The sequence below is a fragment of the Amycolatopsis sp. NPDC052450 genome (genome assembly GCF_044547565.1).
Classification (GTDB): Bacteria; Actinomycetota; Actinomycetes; order Mycobacteriales; family Pseudonocardiaceae; genus Amycolatopsis.
Window position 1 is genome coordinate 71363 of sequence record NZ_JBIUAQ010000021.1, and the last position, 15946, is coordinate 87308.

At 68.7% G+C, this 15946-nt stretch carries 13 protein-coding genes, 1 pseudogene and 1 riboswitch; of the genes and pseudogenes, 8 read left to right on the plus strand and 6 right to left on the minus strand.

From position 1 onward, the window contains the following. Positions 1-56: 56 nt before the first annotated feature. From ACIHAO_RS28905 to ACIHAO_RS28915, 3 genes are all read left to right on the plus strand, one after another. The gene (locus ACIHAO_RS28905; protein WP_396563026.1) at positions 57-1022 is read left to right on the plus strand and encodes a zinc-binding dehydrogenase; all 966 of its coding nucleotides are present in this window, start codon (positions 57-59) and stop codon (positions 1020-1022) included. 182 nt (positions 1023-1204) lie between these two features. Next, a complete protein-coding gene (locus ACIHAO_RS28910) occupies positions 1205-2248 on the plus strand; it encodes an alpha/beta hydrolase (protein WP_396563028.1) in 1044 nt (347 codons plus the stop codon). Between the two features lie 79 nt (positions 2249-2327). After that, entirely contained in the window at positions 2328-3806 is a 1479-nt protein-coding gene (locus tag ACIHAO_RS28915; RefSeq protein WP_396563030.1) for an amino acid permease, read from the plus strand. On the opposite strand, the gene ACIHAO_RS28920 is transcribed toward ACIHAO_RS28915, so the two are convergent. After that, positions 3781-4830, minus strand: coding sequence for an NAD(P)H-dependent flavin oxidoreductase (locus tag ACIHAO_RS28920; RefSeq protein WP_396563032.1), 1050 nt, complete (start codon positions 4828-4830; stop codon positions 3781-3783). The two genes, ACIHAO_RS28915 and ACIHAO_RS28920, sit on opposite strands and share 26 nt — an antisense overlap. Before the next feature lie 154 nt (positions 4831-4984). On the opposite strand from ACIHAO_RS28920, the gene ACIHAO_RS28925 reads away from it, so the two are divergent. Further along, positions 4985-6748 carry a family 20 glycosylhydrolase gene (locus ACIHAO_RS28925; RefSeq protein WP_396563034.1) on the plus strand — a complete coding sequence of 588 codons (1764 nt, stop codon included), beginning with the start codon at positions 4985-4987 and terminating at the stop codon, positions 6746-6748. 58 nt (positions 6749-6806) lie between these two features. Next, positions 6807-7253 carry a pyridoxamine 5'-phosphate oxidase gene (locus tag ACIHAO_RS28930; protein WP_396563036.1) on the plus strand — a complete coding sequence of 149 codons (447 nt, stop codon included), beginning with the start codon at positions 6807-6809 and terminating at the stop codon, positions 7251-7253. A gap of 49 nt (positions 7254-7302) precedes the next feature. Here ACIHAO_RS28930 and lepA read toward each other — a convergent pair whose 3' ends face one another. Next, positions 7303-9144, minus strand: coding sequence for a translation elongation factor 4 (lepA, locus tag ACIHAO_RS28935; RefSeq protein ID WP_125785909.1), 1842 nt, complete (start codon positions 9142-9144; stop codon positions 7303-7305). A gap of 113 nt (positions 9145-9257) precedes the next feature. On the opposite strand from lepA, the gene ACIHAO_RS28940 reads away from it, so the two are divergent. After that, complete coding sequence (locus ACIHAO_RS28940; protein ID WP_396563038.1) at positions 9258-9845, plus strand: class I SAM-dependent methyltransferase; 588 nt, start codon at positions 9258-9260, stop codon at positions 9843-9845. Here the strand turns inward: ACIHAO_RS28940 and ACIHAO_RS28945 are convergent. Both ACIHAO_RS28945 and ACIHAO_RS28950 read right to left on the minus strand, forming a co-directional pair. Further along, complete coding sequence (locus ACIHAO_RS28945; protein ID WP_396563040.1) at positions 9842-10216, minus strand: VOC family protein; 375 nt, start codon at positions 10214-10216, stop codon at positions 9842-9844. The genes ACIHAO_RS28940 and ACIHAO_RS28945 overlap by 4 nt on opposite strands. 22 nt (positions 10217-10238) lie before the next feature. After that, a complete protein-coding gene (locus ACIHAO_RS28950) occupies positions 10239-11117 on the minus strand; it encodes an EamA family transporter (RefSeq protein ID WP_396563042.1) in 879 nt (292 codons plus the stop codon). Between the two features lie 358 nt (positions 11118-11475). Here ACIHAO_RS28950 and rpsT point away from each other — a divergent pair, with 358 nt between their 5' ends. Continuing rightward, positions 11476-11736 (plus strand): 30S ribosomal protein S20, encoded by a 261-nt coding sequence (rpsT, locus tag ACIHAO_RS28955; RefSeq protein ID WP_396563044.1) that lies wholly within the window; start codon positions 11476-11478, stop codon positions 11734-11736. A 52-nt stretch (positions 11737-11788) separates the two neighbouring features. On the opposite strand, the gene holA is transcribed toward rpsT, so the two are convergent. Further along, entirely contained in the window at positions 11789-12772 is a 984-nt protein-coding gene (gene holA / locus ACIHAO_RS28960; RefSeq protein WP_125785913.1) for a DNA polymerase III subunit delta, read from the minus strand. A gap of 135 nt (positions 12773-12907) precedes the next feature. Beyond that, positions 12908-13040: riboswitch (SAM riboswitch) on the plus strand. A gap of 12 nt (positions 13041-13052) precedes the next feature. Between holA and thrC the strand changes: the two genes are divergently transcribed. Beyond that, complete coding sequence (gene thrC / locus ACIHAO_RS28965; RefSeq protein WP_396563047.1) at positions 13053-14318, plus strand: threonine synthase; 1266 nt, start codon at positions 13053-13055, stop codon at positions 14316-14318. A 19-nt stretch (positions 14319-14337) separates the two neighbouring features. Here the strand turns inward: thrC and ACIHAO_RS28970 are convergent. Then, positions 14338-15945 (minus strand): annotated as a pseudogene (locus ACIHAO_RS28970) (ComEC/Rec2 family competence protein); the annotation flags it as partial. Position 15946 lies beyond the last annotated feature (1 nt).

The following is a 15946-nucleotide window of genomic DNA, read 5'->3' on the forward strand; positions in this document are numbered from 1 at the left end:
GTGAGCCTACGCTCGCACCCACTGCCACCGCCGGTCAGGCCATGTAGGTTGCTGACATGTTCGCCGTTTACGCTTCCGAACCCAACGCCGAAAAGCCGCTGGACTCGCTCGTGATCGGCGAGCGACCCGAACCCGACGCGCCCGAAGGCTGGGTGCGGGTCAACGTCAAGGCCGCCAGCCTCAACATGCACGACCTGTGGACGCTGCGCGGCGTCGGCATCAAACCCGAGCAGTTCCCGATGATCCTTGGCTGCGACGGCGCGGGCACCCTCGACGACGGCACCGAGGTCGTCATCCACTCGGTGATCAACGCCCCCGGCTGGCAGGGCGACGACACCCTCGACCCGAAACGCACCCTGCTCACCGAGAAGCACCAGGGCACCTTCGCCGAGCAGGTCGTGGTTCCGGCCCGCAACGTCGTGCCGAAGCCGTCGGGCCTGACCTTCGCGGAAGCCGCGACCATGGGTACGGCGTGGCTGACCGCTTACCGGATGCTTTTCGTGAAGTCCGGGCTGCGGCCGGGACAGACGATGCTCGTCCAGGGCGCCTCCGGCGGCGTGTCGACCGCCCTCGTGCAACTCGGGCGTGCGGCCGGATTCCGGGTTTGGGTGACCGGGCGTAGCGAAGAGAAGCGTGCGCTGGCCGAGAGCTTGGGCGCACATCAGACCTTTGAGTCCGGCGCGCGCCTGCCGGAGCGGGTCGACGCGGTCTTCGAAACCGTCGGGAAGGCGACCTGGTCCCATTCGGTGAAGTCGCTCAAACCGGGCGGGATCATCGTTGTCTCGGGGTCGACCAGCGGTCCGGACGCTCACGCGGAGTTGCAGCGCGTGTTCTTTCTGCAACTGCGTATCGCGGGTTCGACGATGGGGACCAGGGACGAACTGACCGATCTCCTCGCTTACCTGGAGCTCACCGGGGTGCGCCCGCAGATCGGCGCCGAACTGCCGTTCGCGGAAGCCGAAACCGGGTTTAAGAACATGCTCGACGGGGAAACTTCCGGCAAGGTCGTCTTCACGCATTGATCGGAGGGGTGAGCGCCCCCCTCGCGGTGATCAAGCGCGCACACAAGCGCACGTCCGCGCGTTCCCCCCAGGTCAACCAGTCATTTCGCAGTCTTGTCAAGTGTCAAGAACGTTATGACTCAGGGAGCTTTTCACGACCAAAGTTCGACCAAAATCCGACCTCTCGCGGTTAGCCTGGAAAGATGACCGCATCGCAGCGGCCCGAACCGGCGGACCCCGGGGGCCGGACCACCACGGACACCGACCCGATCCGCGTCTCGTTCCGGCGGTACGCCGGCGTTCGCACCAGAGTTCTCGAAGTCGGGCCGCAACCGGTGGAATCGGCCGACCGCGCTCCCCGGCGGGTGCTCGGCAAGCGCGCGGCCGCACGCGCGCACGCCAAGCCGACGGCGCCGCGGCTGGTGCTGCTGCACGGCTATTGCGACAGCGCCGACACCTGGCGCCCGGTCCTGGAGCTGCTCGCGGCCGCCGGTGTTCCGGCGGTCGCGGTCGATCTGCCCGGATTCGGTGACGCTCAGCCACTGCGGCCGGGCTCGATGCTGCCGCAGCTGGACGCGTTCACCGCGGCCGTCATCAAGGAACAGGCCGTCCTCGGCACGGTCGTACTCGCCGGCAACTCGCTCGGCGGCACGATGAGCCTGCGCGCCGCGGAGAACCACCGGCTCCCGGTCGCGGGCGTGGTCTCGATCGCCGCACCCGGTTTCGTGGACAGCTGGCTCATCCGCACCGTGGCCCGCTATCCGCTGCCGCTGCGGATGTACTCGGCTCTTCCGCTGCCGATCCCCGGCTTCCTCGTGCGCGCCGTCGCCGAGCAGGTCGTCCCCCGGCTGCTGTACGCCAACGCGACCGCCGCGGACGCCGAGCAGGTGCGCCGGTTCACCTCGCTGTTCCCGGACTACCGCTCCACCACCACCCGGCTCGAACAGGCGCGGCAACTGGTCGAAGAGCTGGCGGACGCGTACCGGCTCGAAGAAATCCGCGTCCCGCTCCTGGTGGTCGTCTGTGGCAAGGACAAACTGGTCAGCGCCGCCTCCGGACGGCAGCTGCACGCGCTGGTCCCGCACAGCAGGCTGATGGTGCGCGAGGACTGGGGGCACTGCCCGCAGCTGGACGACCCCGTCGAGATCTCGGAACTGCTCACCTACTTCTCCGCCGGCGCGTCCAGGCCGTCGAAGATCGCCGCCCGCGTCGCCGCCGAAGTGAGCGAGGACACCGTCGCCGGATAGGTGCGATGTCCCGACTCCCGCTACGGTGCCTCTCGGACTGTGACCCAGTCCGAAAAGCACCAACTGTTGGGAGACGACGATGTCCGCACCGCGCAGCCTGGGCTCGGGATCCGGGATATTCCGCCGCAAACCGATCGAGCAGATCCAAGAACTCAGTGACGGCGGCGGTGGGCTCCAGCGCACGCTGGGCCTGCGCCAGCTGACCGCGATCGGGGTCGGCGGGATCATCGGCGCGGGGATCTTCTCCCTGGCCGGCGCGGTCGCGAACGAGAAGGCCGGCCCTGCCGTGCTCATCTCCTTCCTCATCGCGGGCATCGCCAGCGCCGCCGCCGCGTTCTCCTACGCCGAGTTCGCCGGGTTGATCCCCCGCGCCGGATCCGCGTACACCTACGGGTACACCGTGCTGGGCGAGATCGTCGGCTGGTTCATCGGCTGGGATCTCCTGCTGGAGTACACCGCGATCGTCGCGGTGGTCGCGATCGGCATCTCCGGCTACTTCAACGAGCTGCTGGGCTACCTCGACATCAACCTCCCGGTCTGGATGCTGGGCGCCCCCGGCACCGAAAAGGCCGACGTCGCGGCAGGCTCCTACAAGATCAACCTGTTCGCCGTCCTGCTGTGCCTGCTGATCGCCTTCATTCTCAACCAGGGCATGAAGAACGCCGCCCGGTTCGAGACGCTGCTGGTCTATCTGAAGGTCGGCCTTGTCCTGCTGGTGATCGTCGTCGGCGTCTTCCACATCAACACCGACAACTACTCGAACTTCTTCCCGTTCGGCCTCAGCGGCGCGTTCGCCGGAGCCGCGACGGTCTTCTTCGCTGTTTTCGGCTACGACGCCATGTCCACCGCGGCCGAGGAATCGACCGACTCCCAGAAGCACATGCCGAAGGCGATCATCTACTCGCTCGCCATCTCGATGGTGCTCTACGTGCTGGCCTGCCTGGTCCTGACCGGGATGGTGAACTACAAGGACATCGACAGCGAAGCCGCCTTCTCCAGCGCCTTCGCGGGCGTCGGGATGAAGTGGCTCGGCCTGATCATCGCGGTCGGCGCGATCATCGGTATCACCACCGTGCTGTTCACCTTCCTCATGGGCGCGAGCCGCGTCGGCTACTCGATGAGCCGCGACGGCCTGCTGCCGAAGTGGTTCAGCAAGACCCACCCGGTGCGCAAGGTGCCGAGCCGGATGACCTGGGTGCTCGGCATCGCGTCGGCGATCATCGCCGGGCTGCTCCCCATCGGTGAGGCCGCGGAACTGACGAACATCGGCATCCTGCTCGCGTTCGTCGTCGTCTGCGTCGCGGTGATCGTGCTGCGCTACAAGCAGCCGGACCTGCCGCGGACGTTCAAGACCCCGGGCATGCCGATCGTGCCGATCATCGGCATCGTCTTCTCGATCTGGCTGATCACGTTCCTGAACTACCACACCTGGCTGCGGTTCGCGGCCTGGTTCGGCCTCGGCCTGATCATCTACTTCGCCTACAGCCGCCGTCACTCCGCGATGAACGCGAACAACGGCGACGCGAAGCAGGTCAGCGGAGACGACTCAAACGCGTAGTGGCTTCGCGGGCTTCGGTCTGGAGGCGTTCGACGATCGACGCCGCCGGGCCGGAGCCCGCGAGTTCGTAGGTCTGTCCCGCGTAGAGGGACATGATCTCGGGATCGCCCGCCTTGCCCGCCGCCGCGCGGATCGGTTTGGTCAGATTGTTGACCTGCGGATACGCCGACGGCGCGGTGGCCGAGAAGTCCGCGACCGCGCGGTTGACCAGTGACCGGGCGGGGCGTCCGCTGAACGCCCTGGTGAACGCCGTCGGCCTGCCTCCGTCCGCGAGCGCCTGCCGATGCGCGGGCTGCGTCCCGGCCTCGTCCGCCCGCAGGAACGCGGTGCCCAGCTGCGCCGCGACGGCACCCGCCGCCAGCACCGCCGCGATGTCGGCGCCGTGCACGAGCCCGCCGGTCGCGACGAGCGGCAAGTCCGTCCGCGCGGAGATCAGGCGGAGCAGGCTGAGCACGCCGTACTGCGCACCCCCGCCTTCCGCTCCGGGCTCGTCAACGTAGAGCCCTCGATGCGCCCCGGCTTCGAATCCCTGGACCACCAGCGCGTCCGCGCCGACCGCCACCGCCTGATCGGCTTCCGCCGGGCTGGTGACGGTGACCGCCACCTTGCTCCCGTTGGCGTGCAAGCGTTCCACGTCTGCGGGCGAGGGCGTACCGAAGGTGAAGGAAACGACCGGAACCTTCCGCTCCAGGACGACCTCGAGCTTCGCGCCATAGGCGTCGTCATCCCAGTTCGGCTCGCCGGGCTCGACGCCGTGGCGTTCGGCCTCCGCGCGCCAGCGCTCGATGTGTCCGCCGAGATCAGCCTCTGCTGCCTCACCCGGAACGAAGAGGTTCACGCCGAACGGCTCACCGGTGAGTTCGGCCGTCTTCGCGATCCGGTCCGCGAGGACATCGGCGCTCAGATAGCCCCCCGCCAGGAAACCGAATCCGCCCGCCGCGGTCACCGCGGCGACGAGCTCGGGAGTGGTCGGCCCGCCCGCCATCGGGGCCGCGATCACGGGAAAACGCAGATCTTCGAACACGAATCCGACGATAGTCCGCTCGCGACGACACGGTATGTGACGTTCAAGTCACTCCAAGGTTCACCCAGGGTGGTCTAGACCTTTAACGCAGAAAATGCGACGCTCTGAACCGGCCGTGACGCGGGTCACGTTCCCTGTCCCCCTGGAGGCCCCGGTGAAGACCTTGAGAGCGCGGCTGAGCCGCGCCGTCGTCGGGGTGACGCTGCTCGCCGGCGTCACCACCGCAGCCGCCCCCGTCGCCGACGCGGCCACCCCGCCGCTGCAGGCGATCGTCCCGGTCCCGGTCTCGGCCCGAGCGGTCACCGGATCCGACTACGCCCTGACCGCGAACACCAAGATCTACACCCAGACCGGCTCGGCGCAGGCCAAAGCCGTCGGCGACTACCTCGCCGGGGTCTTCCGCACCTCCACCGGCTTTCCCCTGCCCGTCGCCGACGCACCGTCGGGCACGCCCACCGACGGCATCTCGCTCCTGCTGTCCGGCGCCGATGCCCGCGTCGGCGATCAGGGCTACCAACTGAACTCGACGTCAGCTTCGGTCGTCCTCCGCGCGACGACGGCGCAAGGCCTCTTCGGCGGCGTACAGACACTGCGGCAGTTGCTGCCCGGCAAGATCGAAAGCTCCACGGTGCAGCAGGGCCCCTGGACGATCCCGGGCGCCGACATCCTGGACTACCCGCGCTTCGGCTACCGCGGCGCGATGCTCGACGTCGCCCGGCACTTCCACCCGGTCGCCACGGTCAAGCGGTACATCGACCAGCTGGCGCAGTACAAGATCAACAATCTGCACCTGCACCTGGCCGACGACCAGGGCTGGCGGATCCAGATCGACAGCTGGCCGCGGCTGGCCACCTACGGCGGCAGCACCCAGGTCGGCGGCGGCGCCGGTGGCTACTACACCAAGGCCCAGTACACGGAGATCGTGAACTACGCGGCTTCGCGGTTCATCACGGTCATCCCGGAGATCGACATGCCCGGGCACACCAACGCCGCCCAGGCGTCGTACGCCGAACTGAACTGCAACAACACCGCTCCCCCGCTGCGCACCGACACCGCCGTCGGCTACAGCTCGCTCTGCATCTCGAAAGAGATCACCTACACCTTCGTCAACGACGTAATCCGGGAGATCGCCGCACTGACCCCCGGGCCGTACTTCCACCTCGGCGGCGACGAAGCCCAGGCCACCAGCGACGCGGACTACCGCACGTTCATGAACCGGGTGCTGCCGATGGTGGCGGCCGCGGGCAAACAGGTCGTCGGCTGGCACGAGATCGGCAAGGCCACCCTGCCCGCCACGGCGACCCCGCAGTTCTGGGGCACGACGACCTCCAGCACGGAGGTCTCCAACGCCGTCGCCCGCGGCAGCAAGGTGATCCTGTCGCCGGCGAACAAGGCGTACCTGGACATGAAGTACAACTCCAGCACGCCGATCGGGCTCTCGTGGGCGGGCTACATCGAGGTCCAGGACGCCTACAACTGGAACCCGGGCGCCTACCTCTCCGGTGTCCCCGAATCCGCAGTCCGCGGCGTCGAATCCCCGCTGTGGACCGAAACCGTGGTGACTCCGGCGAACATCGACTACCTCGCCTTCCCGCGGCTCCCGGCGCACGCCGAACTCGGCTGGTCTCCGTGGTCGACCCACGACTGGAACGCCTTCCGGGTACGCCTCGGCGCACAGGCTCCGCGCTGGCAGGCACAGGGCATCGGCTACTACGCGTCGAGCCAGGTGCCTTGGGAAACGGGATCCGGCAACCCGGGCACCTGTTCGCTCCCGGCGTGGGACCGCGCTTCCGTGTACACCGGCGGGGCCACCGTCTCCCACAACGGGCACAAGTGGACGGCACAGTGGTGGACACAGGGTGAAGAACCCGGCGCGGGCGGCCAATGGGGCGTCTGGCGCGACAACGGAGCCTGCTGAGCCCCTCCGCTCGCCCCGCTCGGCCCCTTGCACCGGCCGGGCGGGCTACGGTGGGTCCATGGCCGCTGATCTCGAACTCGTCCGCACTCTTTCCTTGCGCGAAAACGGACTCGCGACCGTCTCGACGGTCCGCGCGGACGGCACCGTGCACTCGTCGGTGGTGAACGCCGGGGTGATCGAAGACCCGGTCACGAAAGCGCCGGGGGTCGGTTTCGTCGCGGTGGGCGGGGCGAAGAAACTCGAGCTTTTCCGCCAGGCGGGCCACGCCACGATCACCTTCCGCCGCGGCTGGGAATGGGCGGCGGTCCAGGGCACCGTCCACCTCATCGGCCCGGACGACCCGGACCCGGACTTCGACCCGAGCGGGCTCCCCAAGTTGCTGCGCGAGGTGTTCATCGCGGCGACCGGGACCCACGACGACTGGGACGAGTACGACCGCGTGATGGCCGCCGAACGCCGCGTCGCCGTCTTCGTCACGGCGAACCGCATCAGCGGGAACCGCTGACGCGAAAAGGCCGCCCGGATCACGATCCGGGCGGCCTTTTCTTCTGCCGTTACTGCTTCTTCTTGCCTGAGTCCTCTGTGGACAGCGCGGCGACGAAGGCTTCCTGCGGGACTTCGACCCGGCCGACGGTCTTCATCCGCTTCTTGCCTTCCTTCTGCTTTTCCAGCAGCTTGCGCTTACGCGAGATGTCACCGCCGTAGCACTTCGCGAGCACGTCCTTGCGGATCGCGCGAATGGTCTCGCGGGCGATGATGCGGGCGCCGATGGCGGCCTGGATCGGCACCTCGAAGTTCTGCCGCGGGATCAGCTCGCGAAGCCGGTTCACCATGCGGTTGCCGTAGTTGTAGGCGTCGTCCTTGTGCACGATCGCGGAGAACGCGTCGACACCCTCGCCCTGAAGCAGGATGTCCACCTTGACCAGATCCGCCGCCTGCGCGCCGGCCTCTTCGTAATCCAGCGACGCGTACCCGCGCGTCCGCGACTTCAGCGTGTCGAAGAAGTCGAAGATGATCTCGCCCAGCGGCAGGTTGTACCGCAGTTCGACCCGGTCCTCGGACAGGTAGTCCATGCCGAGCAGTACACCGCGCTTGTTCTGGCACAGCTCCATGATCGTGCCGATGAACTCCGACGGCGCCAGGATGCTCACCTTGCTGACCGGCTCGAGCACCTTGTCGATCTTGTTCCCGGTCGGCCAGTCCGACGGGTTGGTGACGTGGATCTCCTTGCCGTCGTCCAGCACCACGTCGTAGACCACGTTCGGCGCGGTGGAGATCAGGTCGAGACCGAACTCGCGCTCCAGCCGGTCGCGGGTGATCTCCAGGTGCAGCAGGCCGAGGAAGCCACAGCGAAAGCCGAAGCCGAGCGCCACCGACGTCTCGGGCTCGTAGTCCAGCGCGGCGTCGTTGAGCTGCAGCTTGTCCAAGGCCTCGCGCAGGTCCGGGTAGTCCGAACCGTCCACCGGGTACAGGCCGGAGTAGACCATCGGCTTCGGCTCGCGGTAACCGGCGAGCGGCTCCTTCGCGCCCTGGCGCTCGGAGGTGACGGTGTCACCGACCTTCGACTGCCGGACGTCCTTCACCCCGGTGATGAGATAGCCCACCTCGCCCACACCCAGCCCCTTGCTGGGCTTGGGCTCCGGCGAGATGATCCCCACTTCGAGGAGTTCGTGGGTGGCGCCGGTGGACATCATCTTGATCCGCTCGCGCGGCGTGATCTTGCCGTCGACGACCCTGATGTAGGTCACGACGCCCCGGTAGGTGTCGTACACCGAGTCGAAGATCATCGCCCGTGCCGGAGCGTCGGCGTCACCCTCCGGCGCGGGCACCTGCTTCACCACCGCGTCGAGCAGGTCGCCGACGCCGACGCCGGTCTTGGCCGACACACGCAGCACGTCCGAGGGCTCGCAGCCGATGATGTGCGCGAGCTCGGCGGCGTACTTGTCCGGATCCGCCGACGGCAGGTCGATCTTGTTGAGCACCGGGATGATCTGGAGGTTGTTCTCCAGCGCGAGGTACAGGTTGGCGAGCGTCTGCGCCTCGATCCCCTGCGCGGCGTCGACCAGCAGGACGGCGCCTTCACACGCCTCGAGCGCGCGGGAGACCTCGTAGGTGAAGTCGACGTGGCCCGGCGTGTCGATCATGTGCAGGACGTGGTCCTGCCCGTCGACCTTCCAGGGCAGGCGCACGTTCTGCGCCTTGATGGTGATCCCGCGTTCCCGCTCGATGTCCATTCGATCGAGGTACTGAGCCCGCATGGCCCGTTCCTCGACCACGCCGGTGAGCTGCAGCATCCGGTCGGCCAGGGTCGACTTGCCGTGGTCGATGTGCGCGATGATGCAGAAGTTCCGGATGAGCTCCGGGGGCGTGAAGGTCGTGTCGGCGAACGTCGTCAACGGGTTTCCTCGCGAAGGTCGGGGTGTGCCACCTCTATGGTCCCATGCCGCTCCGGGTGCGAGTGGGGGTCATCCCCGATGCGGCCCGTGGTGAGCTGTGGTGCCCTCGAAGTATGAGTACTTCACTGTCCCAAATGCTCGATCGCACGTTCGGCCATCCCAGGGGATTGCTCGGCCGGTTCGGCGGCCTGGCGATGGCGCACGGCAACGCCGCCACCGAACTTCGCATCGTTGAACTGGCGTCGATCGAGTCCGGCGAAACCGCGCTGGTCGTGGGCCCCGGCCCGGGAGTCGGCCTCCAGGCCGCGGCCGAACGCGCGGGCCGGGCGGTCGGCGTCGACCCCTCCCCGGAGATGCTCGCCCGCTCCCGCCGCCGCTGCGGCGACAAGGTCGAGCTACGGCGCGGCTCCGCGGACTCCACCGGTGAGCCTGACGAGAGCGTCGACGTGATCCTGAGCGTCAACAACGTGCAGCTGTGGGATGACCGGGCGGCCGGTTTCGCCGAGCTGTTCCGCGTGCTGCGGCCAGGCGGCAGGCTGCTGCTGTCTTCGCACGAGAAGTGGCTGCCGGTGTCCCGGCACGAGCTGGCCGACGAAGCGGCCGCCGCCGGCTTCACAGACCTGCAGACCTGGACCTGGGACCCGCCGGGCTTCGGCGCCTCGCTCGCCGCTCAGCTGCGCGCGATCAAGCCCCTGTCCTAACGCGGGTCGGTACGCAACGGATGCTCACGCGGCACCTCGACCAGCACGATCCTGGTGCCGTCCGGATCGGCGATCCACGCTTCGTCCAGCCCCCAGGGTTCACGGCGCGCCCCACGGACCGGTTCCAAGCCCTTCGCCGCGAGCTCCGCGAGCGCCGCGGGCAAATCCCGGACCTGGAGCCACAAGGCGACATCAGGGGTCGGGCCGGTCTTCCCGGTACCGACGATCTCGATCGACCCGTTCCCGGCGAAGAACACCGTCCCGCCGGGGAACTCCTTGTCGATCGCCAAGCCCAGGGTGTCCCGGTAGAACGCCGTCGACACCTCGAGGTCCTTCGGGTGGATCAGCACCCTGCTGCTCAGCACGTCCATGACCCATCCCTACCGGATGGGTTCAGGCCATCGCAATCGCGGTGATCCCGGCCAGCACCACCGCCGACCCGGCCAGCCTGCGGACGGCGTTCGCCTCCCCCAGGACCAGCCAGGCGGCGAGACCGCCCAGGACGATGCTGAGCTCCCGCGCGGGTGCGACGAGGCTCACCGGGGCGATCTGGAGGGCGTAGAGGACCAGCAGGTAGGCGACCGGTGACAGCAGGCCGACGATGAGGATTTCACGCTTGTGCTCGCGCCACAGCCAAGCGACCTCCTCGCGGTCCTTCAGCGCGTACGGCGCCATGAGCAGGCTCTGCACGATCGCACCGGTTCCGAAATAGATGATCGGCGGGACACCGAGGCCGGTGACCGAATGCGCGTCCCACAGTGTGTAAGCGGCGATCGTGACCCCGGTCAGCAGTCCGTAGGCCACGCCTTTGCGGCGAGCGACGCGATCGGCGGCGTCGGCATGCGCCGGCGCGCGGCCGGTGCCGATGACCAGCACCCCGGCGATCACGAGGAACGCGCCGATCAGGCCGAGCACCCCTGGCCGCTCGCCGAGCAGCACGACGGCCGCGAGCACCGAGAGCAGCGGCCCGGTACCGCGGGCGACGGGATAGACGACGGACAGATCGCCGACGGCGTAACCCCGTTGGAGGACGATCCCGTAGGTGACGTGGAACACCGCCGTGACCACGGCGGCGAACAGCCAGGTCCACTGTGGACGTTGCGGCTCCACCGCCAGCGAGACGGCCATGACGGGCACGAGAAGGATCGCGGAGAAGCTGTAGTAGGCCCAGACGAACCGGGCTCCGCCACGGCGGATCCGCTTGGCTGCCAGATTCCAGCCCGCGTGGATGACGGCGGCGATGACGACCAGGGACAAAGCGGTGGCGTTCACGACGGACCTTCCCGTTTTCCGCGCATGCGGAAAACACCGGTCCTCCAGGCTTTTGTCCCGTCAGATGAACGGCGGCGCTTCCGGCCCCGCCGATGGTGCCGCTCGGACCTGTCCCCTCTGCCCTGATTGTGTGTTTCCCTGAACGGGCAGGCGGCGGAACCCTAGGCACTACGATCTTCACCGTACCGCAATCACCCCTCCCAGGCGGCCGTGAGCGGCCCCGGGGCGGCTGTTAAGCTTGCCTTTCACCGTCGTGTGGCATTCCGTCATGGAGGAAACCCGCGCCGCTCTCACGAGCATGCAGGGCCAGTCACAGCGCGGCGGCGAAACCACCGAGAGATTCAAGAGGAGCGCCCCCGTGGCCAACATCAAGTCGCAGATCAAGCGCATCACCACCAACGAGAAGGCGCGTCAGCGCAACCAGGCGATCCGGTCCTCGGTGAAGACCGCGATCCGCAAGTTCCGCGAGGCCGCCGACGCCGGCGACAAGGCCAAGGCCCTGGAGCTGCAAAGGGACGCCGCCAAGAAGCTGGACAAGGCTGTGACCAAGGGCGTTCTCCACGCCAACCAGGCCGCCAACAAGAAGTCCGCGCTCGCGAAGCGCGCGAACTCTCTCTGATCGGCTTTCGAAGGGCCCCGGCGACTCGCGTCGCTGGGGCCCTTCGCCATGTTCAGCGGCTTGTGCCGTGGGCGTCGACGACCTCGAGCACGGCGCGTTCCAACGCGTACTCCGGGTTGGCCGCGACCCCCTTGACCTCGGCGTTGAGCCGGGCGACCACCCGCATCGCGGTGGCGAGACCGTCCTGACCCCAGCCGCGGGCCTGCCCCTGCGCCTTGCGTACCTTCCACGGCGGCATCCCCAGTTCGCCCGCCATCTGGTTCGGATTCCCGCGACCGGCGCCGGACACCCGCGCGATCGTCCGGACCGCGTCGGCAAGAGCGTCGGCGACCAGCACGTGCGGCACGCCCAGTTGCATCGCCCAGCGCAGCGACTCGAGCGCCGCGGCCTTGTCACCGGCGACGGCCTTTTCGGCGACGGCGAATCCGTTCACGTCCGCGCGGCCCCGGTGGTAGCGGCGGACCGCCTGCTCGTCGACCGTTCCGCCCGCGTCCGCGACGAGCTGGGTCGCGGCCGACGACAACTCACGCAGATCCGAGCCGACCGCGTCGATCAGCGCGAGCACGGCCGCCCCGTCGATCTTCCCGCCGACCCGGCGGACCTCGTTGCGGACAAAGGATTCCCGCTCAGCGGCCTTGGTCAGCTTCGGGCATTCGACGACCTCCGCCCCCGCCTTCTTCAAGGCGGCGGGGAGCGCCTTCGCGGCCTTGCTCCGACCGCCTCCGCTGTGCACCACGACGAGCACGATGCCGTCGGCGGGCGCCTTGACGTAGGCCATCACCCCGTCGGCGAGCTCCTGTGAAATGTCCTGTGCCGATTCGAGGACGATCACCCTGCCTTCGGCGAACAGCGAAGGGCTGACCATCTCCGCTAGCGCCGGGACTGTGAGGTCCGACACCCGGATCCGGGTGAGATCCGCCGTCGGATCGGCGGCTTTGGCCGCGTCCGAAGCGCCGCGGACCGCGCGTTCGATCAGCAGCTCTTCCTCACCGAGAACCAGGACCAGCGGCGATGGGGCGGAAGCTTGCGTCGTCACGGTGACGATCCTGCCACTCGTCCTCTCGTGTGCTTTGTCCGGTGATGTGTTCCGGGCACGGTGGCCCCACCTGAGGCTCATGTCGTACGGTGTTGGCGAGGCGACGCGATGACACGCGTGCCGACAATCGAATACCGCTCATCCAGAGGGGCAGAGGGAACGGCCCGACGAAGCCCCGGCAACCGGCGTCAGCCTGTCATTCCGCGATCGCGGGATAGCTGACGAACACGGTGCCAATTCCGGCCCGCCACGGCGGGGCAGATGAGGAAAGGACCTCGCGATGACCGCAACCCTCGGCACGACCTCCACCACCAAGACCCCGGATCTCGGACCGGCCGTCGAACTGGTGTCGAAGGAAGAGGGACACCGGCAGCCGCTCGCCCCCGAATTCGTTTCCGCCGAGGACTTCTCGCCGCTCGAAGTCGCCTACGACTTCGGCCGCGTGCGCCGCGAGGACATCGAGGCCGGGCCGAAGAACATCTGGCGCTACAAGAAACTCCTTCCCGTTCCGTCGAACGTCGAAGAGATCCCCAACACCGAACCCGGCGCCACCCGGCTCATCCAGGCCGACAGGCTCGCGAAAGCCTTGGGTGTCAAGAAGGTCTGGGTCAAGGACGACACCGGCAACCCCACGCACTCGTTCAAGGACCGTGTGGTCGCCGTCGCGCTGGCCGCCGCCCGCGAATTCGGCTTCGACGTACTCGCCTGTCCGTCGACCGGCAACCTGGCCAACGCCGTCGCCGCCGCCGCGGCCCGCGCCGGCTGGCGGTCGGTCGTGCTGATCCCGAAAACCCTCGAGCGCGCGAAGATCCTCACCACCGCCGTGTACGACGGCGACCTGATCGCGGTCGACGGCAACTACGACGACGTGAACCGGCTCGCCACCCAGCTCGCCGCCGAGCAGGAGAGCTGGGCGTTCGTCAACGTGAACGTCCGGCCCTACTACTCCGAAGGCTCCAAGACGCTGGCGTTCGAGGTCGCCGAACAGCTCGGCTGGCGGCTGCCCTCCCAGATCGTGGTGCCGATCGCCTCCGGTTCCCAGCTCACCAAGGTGGACAAGGGTTTCCGCGAGTTCGGGCAGCTCGGCCTCGTCGACGAGACGCCGTACAAGGTGTTCGGCGCGCAGGCCACCGGCTGCTCCCCTGTCTCGGCGGCCTTCCGCGCGGGCCACGACGTCGTCCAGCCGGTCAAGCCGGACACGATCGCCCGGTCGCTGGCGATCGGTAACCCGGCCGACGGCCCCTACGTCCTCGATGTGGTCAACCGCACCGGCGGCGCGATCGAAGACGTCACCGACGAAGAGGTCGTCGAGGGCATCCGGCTGCTCGCCCGCACCGAGGGCGTCTTCACCGAGACCGCCGGCGGGGTCACCGTCGCGACGGCCAAGAAGCTCATCGAGACCGGCAAGCTCAACCCGGACGAGGAGATCGTCCTGCTGATCACCGGTGACGGCCTCAAGACCCTCGACGCCGTCGAGGGCAAGATCGGTCCGAAGGCCACCGTCGGCGCCTCGGCCGACGCGGTCCGCGAAGCGCTCGGCATCTGAGTTCCCCGCCCGGCCCGCCTCAAGAACGAGGCGGGCCGCGGGGCTCACCCCGGCGCAGCAAGGCAAGTCCCCGTGCGTCCGCGACGACCGCGGTGTCGCCGTCCTTGTCCGTTCTGGCGATCGACGCCCCGACCGCGGCCAGATTGTCCAAAGTGGACTTGTTCGGATGGCCGTAGGTGTTTCCGGCTCCGACACTCACCAACGCCACCCTCGGCGCGACGGCGTTGAGGAAGTCCGGTGCCGTGTAACGGCTTCCGTGATGCGGGACTTTCAGGATCTCGGCCTGCAGATCGGCACCCTCGGCCATCAGGTCGGCCTGCGCGGCGAGCTCGACGTCGCCCGTCAGCAGTAGCCTGCCCGCCGGGGTTCCGGCGCGCAGGACGACCGAACCGTTGTTGATCACCGTGCCGTCCTGTTCGAGGACCGATCGCCGCGTGACATACCGCGGCCCCAGTACGTCCAGCGACAGCCCCGGCCAGTCCAGCCGTTGCCCGATCCCCAGTTCCAGCAAGGGAATCCCGCGGCGTGCGGTCTCGTCCGCGACCTGCTGCCACGCCCAGGCGGGAGCCCGGCCCGGGCCGACGGCGACCGCACCGACCGACCGGCCCTCGAAGACGGATTCGAGGCCGCCGATGTGGTCGGCGTGCAGATGACTCAGCACGATCAGCGGAACGCGATCCACGCCCAGCCTGCTCAGGCATTCATCGACCGGCCCCGGTTCCGGCCCGGTGTCGACCAGGACCGCTCTGCCCGGCTCGCCCGTGGCGAGGGCCACGGCATCTCCCTGTCCGACGTCGCAGGCGACAGCGCTCCAGGACACCGGTGGCCAGGCCGGTGCCAGCACCCGCACCGGTACGAAGACGAGCAGACCGGCGGCCAGCGCGACCGCCAGCAAGATCCTGGCGTGGCGCAGCCGGACGACGACGAGCACCACGACGAGCAGGCCGGCCGCCAACAGCCCACCCCACCAGCCATCCGGCCAGTCCACGACCGCACCCGGCGCCCGGGCGCCGTGGCGGGCCACGGTGATGAGCCAGCTCGCCTCGGGTTCGGTCAGTCGGACCAGCAGTCTGCCCGCCGACGGCCACCACGGTCCGACGACGGTGGCGAGCACGCCGAACACGGTGGCCGGGGCGACCACCGGCGCGGCGAGCACATTGGTCACCACCGAGACGAGACTGACCGATCCCGCCATGCCCGCGATGACCGGCGTCGTCACCACGAACGCGGCCAGCGGGATGGTCAGCCCCTCGGCGTAGCCTGCCGGAACTCCGCGTCCGACCAGCCACTCGGCCCACCGCGGTGCCAGCAGGACGAGCCCGGCCGTCGCCAGCACCGAAAGCGCGAACCCGAAGTCCGCGGCCATGGCCGGGTCGGCCACGACGAGTCCGGCGACCGCGAACGCCAGCGCGGGCAGCGCCGAACCCCGGCGCCCCAAGGCCAGCGCCAGCAGCCCGACCGCCCCCATCACCCCGGCGCGGAGCACGCTGGGTGCGGGCCCGGCGAGGACCACGAACCCGGCGAGCCCCGCGGCGGCCGCGGCGGCGGACGTCCGCGGCCCGACCCGGAGCACCCTCAGCAGGAGAAGGATCGAGCCGCAGACGATCGCCACGTTCCCACCTGACAAT